This is a genomic window from Dinghuibacter silviterrae (genome assembly GCF_004366355.1).
GTDB classification, from domain to species: domain Bacteria; phylum Bacteroidota; class Bacteroidia; order Chitinophagales; family Chitinophagaceae; genus Dinghuibacter; species Dinghuibacter silviterrae.
The window spans coordinates 3,221,723-3,235,190 of record NZ_SODV01000001.1 but is presented as its reverse complement, the minus strand read 5'-3'; the positions used below and the strand labels follow the sequence as shown (position 1 = coordinate 3,235,190).

Annotated in this window: 14 protein-coding genes; 5 read left to right on the top strand and 9 right to left on the bottom strand. The window is 56.0% G+C overall.

Annotated elements, in window-relative coordinates; genetic code table 11:
- Positions 1-46 precede the first annotated feature (46 nt).
- The 6 genes from EDB95_RS14050 to EDB95_RS14025 form a co-directional block, all read right to left on the bottom strand.
- On the bottom strand, positions 47-2,020 hold the full coding sequence (locus EDB95_RS14050; protein ID WP_133994433.1) for a M1 family metallopeptidase: 1,974 nt from the start codon (positions 2,018-2,020) through the stop codon (positions 47-49).
- A 226-nt stretch (positions 2,021-2,246) separates the two neighbouring features.
- The gene (locus EDB95_RS14045) at positions 2,247-2,936 is read right to left on the bottom strand and encodes an RloB family protein (RefSeq protein ID WP_162852596.1); all 690 of its coding nucleotides are present in this window, start codon (positions 2,934-2,936) and stop codon (positions 2,247-2,249) included.
- Positions 2,911-4,155, bottom strand: coding sequence for an AAA family ATPase (locus EDB95_RS14040; protein ID WP_133994431.1), 1,245 nt, complete (start codon positions 4,153-4,155; stop codon positions 2,911-2,913). Before EDB95_RS14040 ends, EDB95_RS14045 begins: the two co-directional genes overlap by 26 nt.
- A 57-nt stretch (positions 4,156-4,212) precedes the next feature.
- On the bottom strand, positions 4,213-5,181 hold the full coding sequence (locus EDB95_RS14035) for a phosphodiester glycosidase family protein (protein ID WP_162852595.1): 969 nt from the start codon (positions 5,179-5,181) through the stop codon (positions 4,213-4,215).
- Positions 5,174-6,070: a lipoyl synthase gene (gene lipA, locus EDB95_RS14030; protein ID WP_133994429.1), complete on the bottom strand. Its 897-nt coding sequence runs from the start codon at positions 6,068-6,070 to the stop codon at positions 5,174-5,176. Before lipA ends, EDB95_RS14035 begins: the two co-directional genes overlap by 8 nt.
- 14 nt (positions 6,071-6,084) lie before the next feature.
- On the bottom strand, positions 6,085-6,903 hold the full coding sequence (locus EDB95_RS14025; RefSeq protein WP_133994428.1) for a hypothetical protein: 819 nt from the start codon (positions 6,901-6,903) through the stop codon (positions 6,085-6,087).
- Between the two features lie 103 nt (positions 6,904-7,006).
- Between EDB95_RS14025 and EDB95_RS14020 the strand changes: the two genes are divergently transcribed.
- Positions 7,007-7,411 carry an OsmC family protein gene (locus EDB95_RS14020; protein WP_133994427.1) on the top strand — a complete coding sequence of 135 codons (405 nt, stop codon included), beginning with the start codon at positions 7,007-7,009 and terminating at the stop codon, positions 7,409-7,411.
- 7 nt (positions 7,412-7,418) lie between these two features.
- On the opposite strand, the gene EDB95_RS14015 is transcribed toward EDB95_RS14020, so the two are convergent.
- Genes EDB95_RS14015 through EDB95_RS14005 form a run of 3 tightly spaced genes read right to left on the bottom strand, consistent with a single transcriptional unit; the run spans position 7,419 to position 9,561 of the window.
- Positions 7,419-8,048: a Maf family protein gene (locus EDB95_RS14015; protein ID WP_133994426.1), complete on the bottom strand. Its 630-nt coding sequence runs from the start codon at positions 8,046-8,048 to the stop codon at positions 7,419-7,421.
- Positions 8,041-9,009, bottom strand: coding sequence for a geranylgeranylglycerol-phosphate geranylgeranyltransferase (locus EDB95_RS14010; protein WP_133994425.1), 969 nt, complete (start codon positions 9,007-9,009; stop codon positions 8,041-8,043). Before EDB95_RS14010 ends, EDB95_RS14015 begins: the two co-directional genes overlap by 8 nt.
- A gap of 30 nt (positions 9,010-9,039) precedes the next feature.
- On the bottom strand, positions 9,040-9,561 hold the full coding sequence (locus EDB95_RS14005) for a KdsC family phosphatase (RefSeq protein WP_133994424.1): 522 nt from the start codon (positions 9,559-9,561) through the stop codon (positions 9,040-9,042).
- Between the two features lie 83 nt (positions 9,562-9,644).
- Between EDB95_RS14005 and EDB95_RS14000 the strand changes: the two genes are divergently transcribed.
- The 4 genes from EDB95_RS14000 (at position 9,645) to gmd (ending at position 13,463) form a co-directional block, all read left to right on the top strand.
- Positions 9,645-10,673: an SRPBCC family protein gene (locus tag EDB95_RS14000; protein ID WP_162852594.1), complete on the top strand. Its 1,029-nt coding sequence runs from the start codon at positions 9,645-9,647 to the stop codon at positions 10,671-10,673.
- A 163-nt stretch (positions 10,674-10,836) separates the two neighbouring features.
- A complete protein-coding gene (locus tag EDB95_RS13995; protein ID WP_133994422.1) occupies positions 10,837-11,337 on the top strand; it encodes a UpxY family transcription antiterminator in 501 nt (166 codons plus the stop codon).
- A 75-nt stretch (positions 11,338-11,412) separates the two neighbouring features.
- Entirely contained in the window at positions 11,413-12,369 is a 957-nt protein-coding gene (gene fcl, locus EDB95_RS13990) for a GDP-L-fucose synthase (RefSeq protein ID WP_133994421.1), read from the top strand.
- Positions 12,366-13,463: a GDP-mannose 4,6-dehydratase gene (gmd, locus tag EDB95_RS13985; RefSeq protein ID WP_133994420.1), complete on the top strand. Its 1,098-nt coding sequence runs from the start codon at positions 12,366-12,368 to the stop codon at positions 13,461-13,463. The genes fcl and gmd overlap by 4 nt, the downstream gene beginning before the upstream one ends.
- Positions 13,464-13,468 lie beyond the last annotated feature (5 nt).

Here is a 13,468-nt window from a genome sequence, read left to right as displayed (position 1 = left end):
AAAGGCCGCGGTGTCGCCGCGGCCCTTGCTATGCTGAAAGCTATACTTATTGCGCCTTCCAGGTATTATTGTTCGGATCCACATCCGGATACCGGTTATCCGGATCGATCGTCACCTGGCTCAACGCGCTGGTCGACGAATAGTGGAACTTCCACACACCACCCTTCATCCAGATCTCCACGGGCAACTGAACGCGGCCCTTATTCCCGTTCGACTCTGTTACTTCGACGGTAACGGGCATGGGTAACTTCTCTTTACACTCGATGGTGATGCTCGCCCCCTGGGTCGGGTCGTTCTTTACATACTCCACCCCGGTCACCGCAAAGTCGATTTTCCAGGAGTTCAGGAACCAGCCCCTCCAGAAATAGTCGAGGTTTTCCCCCGAAGCGTTCTCGATGGCATGGAAAAAGTCCCAGGGCGTCGGATGTTTAAACGCCCAGTTGTGCACATAGTAGCGGAACGCATAGTCAAACCGCTCTTTACCCAGGATCTCTTCGCGCAACAGTTCCAGACCGCTGCCCGGTTTGCTGTAACTCAGCGTGCCCCACGCCATCGTGCTCCGCATCGCGTCCGGAAGGGTCAGCATCGGGTCCACCCCGAAATACGCCCTGGCCATCCCCGTCCGGCTTTTCACCGGCCGGAAATATTCCCCGTTGTCAAAGGCCGAGTCCGCCACCCCGTTGATAAAGGTGTTAAAGCCCTCGTCCATCCAGGCATATTTGCGTTCGTTCGACCCCACGATCATCGGGAACCAGGTATGCCCGAACTCGTGGCTCGTCACCCCCCAAAGGCCCCGCATGCGCGAGCGATAACTACAAAAAACGATCCCCGGGTATTCCATCCCGCCTACCCTGCCGCCAACGTTGGTCGCGCTCGGGTAAGGGAACTCATACAGGTATTTGGAATAAAACTCGATGGCCCCCTTGGTATATTCCGTACCACGCCCCCAGGCCGAATCCCCGACACTCTCCACCGGGTACAGCGACTCCGCAAGGGATTTTTTCCCGCTCGGCAGGTTCATCCGCGCCGCATCCCAGACAAAGGCCTTCGACGCCGCCCAGGCCACGTCCCGGGTGTTGGCGCAATGGAACTTCCACGTCAGCCGTCCCGAAGCCGGGCGGCTGCTCGCATCCGTCACCTCGTTCGCGCTCCGGATCATGACCGTCTTGTCACTCACCCTTGCGTCCGCCAGGCGTTTTTGCTGCGTCGGGGTCAACACCTCCTTCGGGTTCACCAACTCCCCGGAGCCACCCACGATCATATCCGCGGGCACATTCACCGCATAGTCGATGGTCCCGTATTCCAGGTAAAATTCCCCCTGCCCCAGATACGGCTGCGTATTCCACCCCAGGACGTTGTCATAGACACACATCCTCGGGTACCACTGCGCCAGCTCATAAATCCAGCCGTTCTTGGTCTCGATCCGGCCCATCCGGTCCGTCCCATATTCCGGGATCTTAAAGTCATACACGATCTTCAGCTTCAGCGTCCCCCCCGGTTTCAACTCCGAAGGAAGCTTCAGTTGCATCCGGGTATCCGACACCAGCGGATCCACCGCCGTGCCCTTCCCCGTCGTCGCATCCACCACCTCTACCGAATGAAGGGTATACCCCCCGTCAAACTGGTCCCTATTCGCCCAACGCCCCCCGCTCAGGTCCGTGGTCGCCACGCCCCTCGACTTCAGGCTATAAATATTCTGGTCCATCTGCAGCCACACAAAAGGCAGCGCGTTCGGGCTGTTGTTCTTATACGTCACCACCACGGTCCCCGACAAGGCATGGTTCACCTCGTCCAGGCGCGCATTGATCTGATAGTCCGCGCTGTTCTGCCAATACTTCGCCCCCGGCCGCCCATCGGCGGTCCGCTGGTCATCCCCAAAAGAAGGATACAACAACGGCCCAAAGGCATCATGCGGATCGTAATTCGAAGTAGTCGTAGTAGCAGGCGTCGTTTGCGCCCAGACCGGCTGTTGACCCACCAACAGACCGCCCAGGGCCATAAACCCGATAAGCTTTCTCATATCTTGGAATCGATTAGTTTGGGGGCTAAGATAGGGAATGGGTGGCCCTAGCGGGGGATTTTGGGGATGTACGGAGGTATTTTGCGATGTGCGGGTAACAAAAACCCGCGCGCGGGGAAAATTCCGCGCAATTCAATAGATTACATAACTTTGCACTGGAGGCTTTGCCGGGAAACTGGCATTGCCTTTTTCTATTTACTCGCTCTATCCTGGAATTTTTCTTCCCCTATTGTTTCAAGCACTTATTCAAAGCTGCCACCAACTGATATACCGTCGTACAAGGATTATGATGCGAAGGTCTCTGCTCGACTTCGTGTACTTTATGAAGGCGCTCTGCGTGCAGTATCGCTTTAGCCTGAAAAGGAAGAAAGAGCATGTAAAGGCTTTTTGCGAACTCCTTTTCTTTGCCATGGACCTCGTAGTTAAGACCTAAACGCTTGCTGAGGCGTTCATAAAATTGCTTACGATGGAGCTGTGTATCTATATAATGATCATGTAAACAAAACCAGAGCTCGAATGCATCATTCGAATACGCGACATGCAGGCTATGCTCCCTGGCTAGTCGAACCGCCTCGTCAAAATCCTCGTCCTCTCCCGGCAAGCCACGATCATCCCGGTCAAAAGCACACCAAATCTGACGATCCTCGTCAAAATTGGGCTGACCCTCAAGATATCCCTGTTCCGAAACACGACGAATGATTTCCTTAACAAGTGAGCTACGGCTCATACCAAGACCTATCGCAAGAACGATCGTTTCCGTATTCACCGGGAAGGCCTTGAAGTATTCAGGCTCTGTATTCGCACCCTCGCAATAGATGAGAAAGGTATTCTTAACCTGCCGTTTGATCGACAGGTCTCTTTCTAGCTTCTTTCCTGCCCATGGCTTTTTCTCATCGGTTTTCTTGATTCGGCTCATGGGGATGGACATTGAAATTCGCAAGGTAAGGCAGGGCACCGTATTTGCCCTTCATATATTCCTTTTCGTAAGAGACATCGTTGCGCACCCCACCAATATTAATCAAGGAATAGAGAGAGGTTTCGCCATCCATATTCTTTTCAGTAAAATAAATCTGGTCACGACGCAACAACGCCGGATCGAGCAAATTGATGTCGTGCGCGACGAAGATTAACTGCGCATTATTGGGGTTCAGTTCCTTTGAGTTGAACAATTCGACAATCTTGCGGGTAAGGGACGGATGAAGCCGGGAATCCAACTCATCGACCACAAGATCCGTTCCCAATAAAAGGCTGTTGATTATCGTCCCAGAATAAGAAAAGAATTTTTTGGTTCCCTCGGATTCAAAGTCTTCAAAATCAAAAAAACTTGGCGGAGAACCCGCTGGTTCATTCTTAACCTTTTTAAATGTGCCAAGTATCTTTGAGGACTTTCCTTCTGGGGTATCCAGACTTATGTGGTCAATATCTTCAATGCCCATATCGGCCGAACGCATCAATTCGGCAATCTGTCTCCGCCAATCCTCAACTTCCATCATCCGCACGGTATTATTTCGGAAAGTATGATCATTGGTACCGGCGTTTACCCTGATGCTGCTTTTCAGAAAAGACTTGACCTCTGCCGCGATCGGCCCATTGAAAGCATCAACAACATTAAGAAAAAGCGTCGAAGACTTTGTCTTGTCCGGCGGCAATTCGGCTCCTTCTTTAAATCTCGCCTTATTGATTTTTATTTGGTCGCCCAGGCGGGTGAAATATTCAACTTCGTTTGTTTTGGCCGGCCCAAAAAGCCATTCAGCACTGACCCGATCCTCTGTTATTTCAAACCCATAACGGTATCGGTTACAATTTGTGATAAAAACCATTTCAAAGTGCGCCGGCATTTTCTCACATTCCATGTCAAGCGAAAACCGGTCAAATTGTTTGACCTCGTCCTCATTCTGGAAAGACTTGTCGACAAAGAGCAGCATACGGGTCAACGCCTTAAGAAGGTTACTTTTACCGCTGGCATTCGGACCAAAAATAGCAACGGATTTAAGTAGTTTCAGGCCCCCCGGCGCTATGAAGACATTTCGTTCATCGACCTCAGGGTCTTTGGAGACGATAGGCGCAGCCTGCAGGCTCAGGGTCTGCTTCTGTCTGATTGACTTATAATTGCCTACCGTAAACTCGATAATCATTTTCCTTAAATTTGAGAAATTTCTACAAATTTAGGAAAAATGGCCCGAAAATCAAATTTATAGATGGCTCTTAATCATAAACACCGACCCCACCGCTTCCTGCTCCCCATTTGCAGTAGCGGGTTTTAGCAAAGGCTGCCCGTTGACAAGAAGGCAAGTCGCCCCACCACCACCAAGGTTGAGCGCCTCCCAACACCCCAGATCCTTCATCATGGCCGCAACCTCCGGCAGCGAAGCCCCTAACGACTCCCCCGGATGCCCCCCCTCAACAACAAGAATGATCATCTTATTGTCGCGGGTATACCCCATCGCCGTCCGCGCCTCCACCGAATCCTCCCTTCCAAAAAACCGAATCTCTTCCCGGCTACTGATAAACACCTGCCCACGCTTGACCAGCGTAGGCCCACCGCCCACGGCGGCCTCCATCGGCCATTGCATACACTTGGCACCGATCTCGGAATTGGCGTTCTCGCTACGGATATCGAGGATGGACGGATTACTGTGAACACCCTTGCTATACCGCGGATCCGACGGCCCCTTCAACATGCACAAGGGATAGTCTTTGGTAGAATCGGTAAACACCCACCCCACGTCCACGTGCCGGGCGCCATTGACGCCGACGGCGCTGGGCGTCACGTAGTGATAAAGGCTGTCCCCAGGCACACGCAGCGCCATCTGGTTATAAGAGACGAGGCGCCGCCCGTCGATGACCAACTGTAGATCACGCCGGGTCTCCCCGTTGACGACGATATAAGGCGGCAAGCCGGTTTCGCGGCCGAAAAACGCCGAAGGCGTCGCCTCCCCCACCCTGGCGGCAAAGTCTATCTTAAGGTCATACGGATCGACCGACACGTAGCACGCCCGGAAGGGCCGCCCGTGGACGGAGTCCTCGGTGAGATAGACGGTGATGGAAAACGGCAACTGCTCGTTCAGGCTGCGGGCCTTGAGCCAGTGCAACTGGGCCGAGCCGGCAAGGGGCGCCAACGCTGCCGAGGGCAGCAGCAACAGGAATAGTATTTTATACAAGCGCAGCTTTTTTCTCCAGGCTCCACGCCGCCCTTCCATACCCGGGAATAACGTGTTTTTCGCTGTGATAGGACGACCGCACCAGGGGACCGCTCTCCACATAGTCAAAGCCCATGTCATACCCGCGTTCGCGAAGCTCGGCGAACTCGTCGGGGTGGACAAAGCGCTGCACCGCCAGGTGGCGCTGGGTCGGCTGGAGGTATTGCCCCAGCGTGATGACGTCCAACCCGCAGTCGGCGAGGTCGCGCATGGTTTGGAGGACTTCCTCCTTTGTTTCGCCCAGGCCGAGCATGATCCCGCTTTTGGTGCGCATGCCGCCGGTTTTCAGGGTGCGCAGGACGTCCATGCTCCGCCAGTACTTGGCCTGGATGCGGACGCTGCGGGTCAGCCTTTCGACGGTTTCGATGTTGTGGGAGACGACTTCCGGGGCGGCGTCGATGACGCGCTGGATGTTGTCTTTGTCTCCCTTGAAGTCGGGGATGAGGGTTTCGAGCGACGTATCGGGGTTGAGGGCCTTGACGGCGCGGATGGTGTTGTACCAGATCACGGAGCCGCCGTCTTTAAGTTCATCCCTGTCGACAGAGGTGATGACGGCGTGTTTGACCTTCATGAGGTGGATGGCTTCGGCCACGCGTTGGGGCTCGTCCCAGTCCACGGCATCGGGACGGCCCGTGGCTACGGCGCAAAAACCGCAGGACCGGGTGCAGACATTCCCCAGGATCATAAAGGTGGCCGTGCCGGCACCCCAACACTCGCCCATATTCGGGCAATTCCCGCTCTCACAAATGGTATGAAGTTTATGGGTCTCGACGAGACCGCGAACGTGCTTGTAGGACTCTCCGACCGGCAACTTAACCCGAAGCCAGTCGGGCTTCTTTGGCTTATCCATTCGCCAAAGGTACGTCACTTTCGCTTGCCGAACTCAATGGTTACATACGAGTTCAGGAAGAAGGCGTGGTTCGGTGCCAGGACCATGATGGGCACCTTATTAAAGTAGTATTCGGCATTGACGCCCACCTCGATGGCGCTCAGGAGCTCGTTGTAACGGCCGTAGTCAAACCGGAGGGCCACCTTGCCGTGGATCCCGGGTTTAAAGGCCAGTTCCCCCCAGCCCGTACCCAAACCGGTCCCGCCATAGACGTTCCCTAAGAAAGCAGCGCTGTCCTGCTGGTTGTATTTGATATTGATGACCTGGCCGGTGGAGTCCTCGGTCTGGACGTAGTACGGCCGCAAAATCCCCAGCGAAAGACCGCCCGCATAGATACCGGACACCGCTACGCCGTTTTTATTCCCTTTTCCTCCAATCATATACTGCTGACCAAAACCCAGCTTGAACTGGTAGAAGTAGTTTTGTTTGCCGTAAATAAAAGGGGTCCCCGACGTATACGGGTTGTCCGACACCGACACCTTGTACTCCTTGGGGCTCTTTTTCTCGTTCAGCTCAAACTGGAGAATGTTCGTCCAGCGCAGCGACTTCATCCACCCGATTTCGTAGGAAAGTCCGTAGCCGTCCGTGGCCAGCTTGATTCCGAAGGCAAACTGCTTGTTGTATGCCAGCACCCCCTCCTCTTCCCTTCGGATCAGGTCGTTGACCCGCTGGCGGTGCTCCCACACCTTTTGCTGGTGGGGGGTACGGGGAATGGTATCGGTCGTGGTCTGGGCAAAGATCCGCCCCCAAAACATCGCCGGAATCAATACTACGGTTGCTATAAGGTGTCGCACGATCAATCGATTATGAGGTATACTAGCCATAAAAGTAGGCAAATTGAGGTTAAAACGCGAAGCCTTATGAAAAGTTGTGTCCATAAATGGAATAAATTTGTGTATGACTTCCACGGTAACATACGAAGGCGACCTCCGCACTATCGCCCAACACCTCCAAAGCGGCAGCGGCATTGAAACCGACGCCCCCACCGACAACCAGGGCAAAGGCGAACGCTTCTCCCCCACCGACCTCGTCGCCACAGCCCTCGGCAGTTGCATGATGACCATCATGGGCATCAAAGCACGCGACCTGGGCGTCGACCTCCGCGGTCTGAAAATCGACATTACCAAACACATGGCGGCGGATCCCCGGCGCATCAGCGGGATCGACGTGGGGCTCCATTTTCCCCCGGAGTTAAGCCTGGATGACAAACAGCGCGTGATCCTGGAACGGGCGGCGCTGACCTGTCCGGTGATGCAGAGTATACATCCGGATATAAAGGTAAATACGAGTTTTTCCTACTAGGCGTTGGTTACAGTGCCGATAAAGTACGGACCACCCTGCTGACCGGCAACCCCATCACATTGTAAAAATCCCCGTCCACGGACTTGATCCCGACGACCCCGATCCATTCCTGTATGGCGTAAGCCCCCGCCTTGTCATAAGGCCGGTACTTATCGACATAAAAGGCGATCTGGGCCTCCGTCAGGGGGTGAAAAAGCACGCGGGTCGTATCTGAAAAGGATAGTTCCCGGTCGCCGCGACGGCAGCAGACGCCCGTGATGACGCGGTGTTCCTGCCCGGACAGCCGCATAAGAATGGCAATGGCGTCGTCGCGATCCCGCGGCTTCCCAATAATCTCTTCCCCAAGGACAACGACGGTATCCGCCGCCATCACGATCCGCTTCCGGATCCCCGCGAGAAACGCAGACCGCTCGGTCGCCAGCCCGTCAAAAGGCAACGGCGTGGAAGAGGACGTCAGGAAAGACTGCACCGCGAGCGCCTTCTGTCGCGCAATAAACACAGGCACTTCGGAAGCCGCCATCCCGGAAGGATAGGACTCATCGGTAGACGGCACGACAACGTCAAACGCCACCTCCGCCCATTCCAAAAGCTGGCGGCGGCGAGGCGACTGGGAAGCGAGGATGATGGGCTCAAGCATAGTATTTGAAGAAAAGAAGTGACAGGATACCCGTGAGCATGATGACCTTGACCAGCGAGCTGAGCCGGTGGAAGTCGCGGGAGGAAGTGGCGCGGATCAGCCCGCGGAAGACGGACAAGAGCGGAACGATGATCGCAAAAAAGCAGTACGCCGCGCTCAGCCACATGTGGAACTGGAGGACATAGATCACGACGATGGCGAGGGCCCCGAGCAGGACGACGATCCAGGTACCCGTAAAGACCTTGGCGGTGGTAAACCCCCAGGCGATGGGGAGGGTCCGGCAGCCGTACCGGGCGTCGCCCTCGGTGTCTTCCATGTCCTTGATGACCTCGCGGATCATCGATATGATGAAGGAAAAAGAGCAATAGAGGACACCGATCCGGGCAAACCGGGCATAGTTGACGCCGGGTTTGGCGGGGTCGGCCCCGGGGAGGATGCCGAGGTGGTGGAGGAGGTCGTCGTTGACGCCGATGGCGAGGAGTACGCCGATGGCCCAGGCGGTGAGCACGGACACGACGATGTTCCCGCTAAGGAGTTGCCGCTTCAGGGATACGGAATAGAGAAAAAGCAGGACCACGGCGGCGAGGTTCAACAGCCCCAGCAGGTAGAACTTGAGGACGAACCCGAGGTAGGTGCTGATGACGATCCCGATCAGCGACAGGAAGCCGTGCCACCAGATGGCCCAGCGGCGGCTGATGTATTTGTCAACGACGAGGCGGTCGGGTTTGTTGACGAGGTCTATGTTGAGGTCGAAATAGTCGTTGATGATATAGCCCGCGGCGGCCATGGCCATAAAGGCGAAGCTGAGCAGGCCGAGCCGTCCCCAACCGAGCGAGGGATACCAGCCCGAGCCAGTATAGGCGGGCCGCATCACACAGTAGTAGAACAGGAACTGGGTGAGGACGACAATGACGAGATTGGGCCACCGGATCAACCGGAAAAATGCCTTGAGGGTTTGCATAAGGATGCGGAAAATTAAGAAAAATCGACACTACTTACTCGCCGGTGTGTGGTCCGTTGCCCAGTCGTCATTTAGCTTCAAAACTTTCTCGATCACATCGCGGACACACCCCTCCCCCCCCTTTACCGGGGAGATGTACTTGGACACCCGGAGGATTTCGGTGGCGGCGTCGGCGGGGCAGCAGGGCAGCCCGACGGCTTCCATGGGCTGGAGGTCAGGGATGTCGTCCCCCATATAGAGGACCTCGTGGGGCGCCAGGCTGCGTTCGGCCATGTATTGTTGCAGGACGGCCAGTTTGTCGTCGATGCTCATGTGGACGTCGGTAATGCCGAGCTTGGTGAGGCGGAGACGGGCGGCGGCGGAGTTCCCCCCGGAAATCACCACGACGTGGTAGCCGCGGCGGATGGCGAGCTGGAGGGCATAGCCGTCCCGGGTGTGCATCCGGCGGACCTGCTGTCCGTCTTCCAGTACCAAAACGCCTCCGTCGGTGAGGACGCCGTCCATATCAAAGGCAAAAGCCCGGATGGGCTGAAACAGTTCCAGAATGTTCATGGCGGGCAAAGATACCCGCTATTTTGTTGCTTAAGTCGCGGGAGATGCGTATTTTAAACGGTGTACCTAAAAAATTGCTTGCCATGACTCTGATTAAACGCATCTTGTGGGTCCTCGCCGCCCTCCTTTTACTGATTATCCTCGTCTCCTTTTTCCTCCCCGGTACAGTGCACGTCGAACGCGCGAAGGTGATCAAAGCGCCCCCGGCCACGGTGTTTAGCGTGGTGAACAACCTGCGCACCTACAACGACTGGATGCCCTGGAACCGGAAAGATCCCAATATGCACCAGACGTTTGGGGATAAGGATTCCGGGCAGGGGGCGTCGTACAGTTGGACGAGCACGGACAAGGAGGTGGGGAACGGGACCCTGACCATTACCGAAAGCGTCCCGGACAAAAAGGTAGTCACGGCCCTGGACTTTGGGGACATGGGGACGTCCATGGGGGGGTGGAACCTGTCGCCGGTGGATAGCGGGACGATGGTCGTCTGGTATATGGACTCAAAAATGACGGGCAAAAACGTATTTTATTCCCTGGTGGGTAAATATATGGGGTTGTTCATGGACAAAATGGTGGGCCCGGACTTCGAACAGGGGCTGGACAGCCTGAAAAGCATTTCGGAGCGGGCCGGTGTCACCCGTACCCCGGTCATCAAACTCGATACCATGACAGTCCATGCGATGACCATATTATATATATCCGATTCGGCGGCCACCAGCGGGGAAATATCCAAAAAGCTGGCAGGGATCTACGGCCAGGAGCTGGCAGCCTTTATCGCGGGGAACCACCTGAAGATGACCGGCCCGCCCATGGCGTGGTACTCCGGGGACCAGTTCCCGCTCCTTTTTGACGCGGGTGTCCCCGTGGACAGGACGCCCGACGCCACCGAGGGCCGGGTCAGGATCCGCAAGACGGTGGCGGGCCCGGCGCTCGTGGCCCATTTCTGGGGGCCTTATGAGCTGGACCCCCTGGGGTATAAGGCCCTGGCGGACACGCTCCGGCAAAGTCGCCGGAAGGCCGCGGGCATGGCGTACGAGGTCTATGTGGGCGACCCGGGGGTCGAAAAAGATCCTTATAAGGTCCAAACCGATATTGTCCAGCCGGTCCACTGAGCGCGCACAACCGTGCAGAGGAGCCGGCCGGTCACATGGAGCGCGCGGGGCCGCGCAGAGCCACAACGCACCGTAAGGAACCACAGCTCGCCGCAGGCGACCACGCGAATCCCCCCTGACTTAAGGGGCTGCGCACCCCACGGTATTTGCAGATATTTACGACATGAACCTTATCCAAGGCAGCGGCGGCGCTTGGTATGCACTGTATACCCGGCCCCGTTCCGAAAAGAAGGCTGCTGCCACCTTATCCGCCCGGGGCATTACGGTGTACTGCCCGATCCAGAAGGTCCGCAAACGCTGGCACGACCGCTACAAGATAGTGGAGGAGCCCGTTTTCCGCTCTTATGTCTTTGTGCGGATCCGTCCGGAGGAGCGGTCTGCTGTCCTTTCTGATAACAATATTATTACCTTCGTGCTCCACTGCGGCAAACCGGCCGTGATACAGGACCGGGAGATGGAGGGGGTACGTACGTTCCTGGAAACCTACCAGGACTGGGAGCTACGGGTGGAGACGAACGACAGGGTCCGTATCGACGAAGGTCCTTTTGCAGACTATACAGGCATCATCGTACGCAAAACGAAGAAAAAGGCGAGCATCCGCCTGGAGCTGTTGAATGCCTACCTGGTGGCTGAGTTTAATGATACCCAGTACAGCAAAGTATAGGGTAAAAAAAATAAAAACATGGTACTGACGTGGGCGAAGCCTGCCCGGTCGGGAACAAAGGGAACAACATATTCTATGGAAAAAGACGCAAAGATTTACATCGCGGGGCACCGGGGCATGGTCGGCGGAGCCATTCTGAGGCACCTGCAAACACAAGGTTATAAAAACCTGCTGACGCGGACCTCCAAAGACCTGGACCTGCGGAACCAACAGGCTGTTGCCGACTTTTTCGACAAGGAACGCCCCGCCTACGTCTTCCTGGCCGCCGCCAAAGTGGGGGGCATCCTGGCCAACAATACCTACCGGGGAGAATTCCTCTACGACAACCTCATCATCGAAGCGAACATCATCGAAGCGGCGCGCCGATATAGTACAACAAAACTGATGTTCCTGGGCAGCTCGTGTATCTACCCGAAACTGGCGCCCCAGCCCCTGAAGGAAAGCTACCTGCTCACGGGTCCGCTGGAGGAAACCAACGAACCTTACGCGATCGCCAAGATCGCGGGGATCAAATTGTGTGAAGCCTATCGCGACCAATACGGATGTAATTTCATCAGCGTCATGCCGACGAACCTGTACGGAAAGGGAGACAACTATGACCTGCAAAAGTCACACGTCCTCCCGGCCCTGATCCGGAAGTTCCACGAGGCGAAGGTCAAGGGCGACAAAGAGGTGGTGATCTGGGGCACGGGCACGCCCAAACGCGAATTCCTCTACGCGGACGACCTGGCCGAAGCCTGCGTTTTCCTGATGAACGAATACGACGGGAAGGAACTGGTCAACGTCGGCACCGGTGAAGACCTGAGCATTAAGGAACTCGCGGAGCTGGTCGCCAAAGTGGTCGGGTTCGAAGGCGCATTAACCTTCGACACCACCAAGCCGGACGGCACCCCGCGCAAACTCATGGACGTGTCGAAGCTGCACGCCTTGGGCTGGCGTCACCAGGTGGAACTCCCCGAGGGCATCCGCCTTTCGTACGAAGATTTTTTACAACACAAAGACAATACTGTAAAAGCAACTGGAGTCGCATGAAGACAGCACTGATCACCGGTATCAACGGCCAGGACGGAGCCTATCTGGCCGAACTTTTATTGGAAAAGGGATATATGGTCCACGGCATCAAGCGCCGGTCTTCCCTGATCAATACGGACCGCATCGACCACCTGTACCAGGACCCGCATGCGCCGAACGTCCGGTTCAGGCTGCACTACGGGGACCTGACGGATTCCACGAACCTGATCCGCATCATACAGGAAACACAGCCGGATGAAATTTACAACCTGGGGGCCATGAGCCACGTCAAGGTGAGCTTTGACACACCGGAATACACGGCCAATACGGACGCGATCGGCACCCTCCGGGTCCTGGAAGCGGTCCGTCTCCTGGGGATGACCCACAAGACAAAGATCTACCAGGCCTCGACCTCGGAGTTGTACGGGCTGGTCCAGGAGGTTCCCCAAAAGGAAACGACGCCGTTTTACCCGCGCAGCCCGTACGCGGTGGCGAAGTTGTACGGCTACTGGATCACGGTGAACTACCGGGAGGCCTACGGCATGTTTGCCTGCAATGGCATTTTGTTTAACCACGAAAGTCCTTTGCGCGGGGAAACCTTCGTCACGAGAAAAATTACCCGGGCGGTGGCTGCCATTGCACTGGGGCTTCAGGAGAAGCTGTACTTAGGGAACCTGAACGCCCGCCGCGACTGGGGGCACGCCAAGGACTACGTCCGCGCGATGTGGCTCATGCTGCAACAGGACAAACCCGAGGACTTTGTCATTGCCACGGGCGTCACCACACCGATCCGGGACTTTGTAAAGATGGCGTTTGCCGAAATCGGCGTCGACATTGTCTTTAAAGGCGAAGGAGTGGAGGAAAAAGGATATGTGGCGGCGTCGACCAACCCCGACTACCTGCTGCAGGTAGGGAAAGAAGTTGTTGCCGTAGACCCGGCCTATTTCCGCCCCACGGAAGTCGAACTCCTCATCGGGGACCCCACCAAGGCCAAAACCAAGCTGGGGTGGACAACCGAATACGACCTGCCGATGCTCGTCAAGGAAATGGTGGCGAGCGATCTGGACATCTTCAAAAAAGACAACAAAACACAGTGGGAGCACCTTATCGGATAACAACC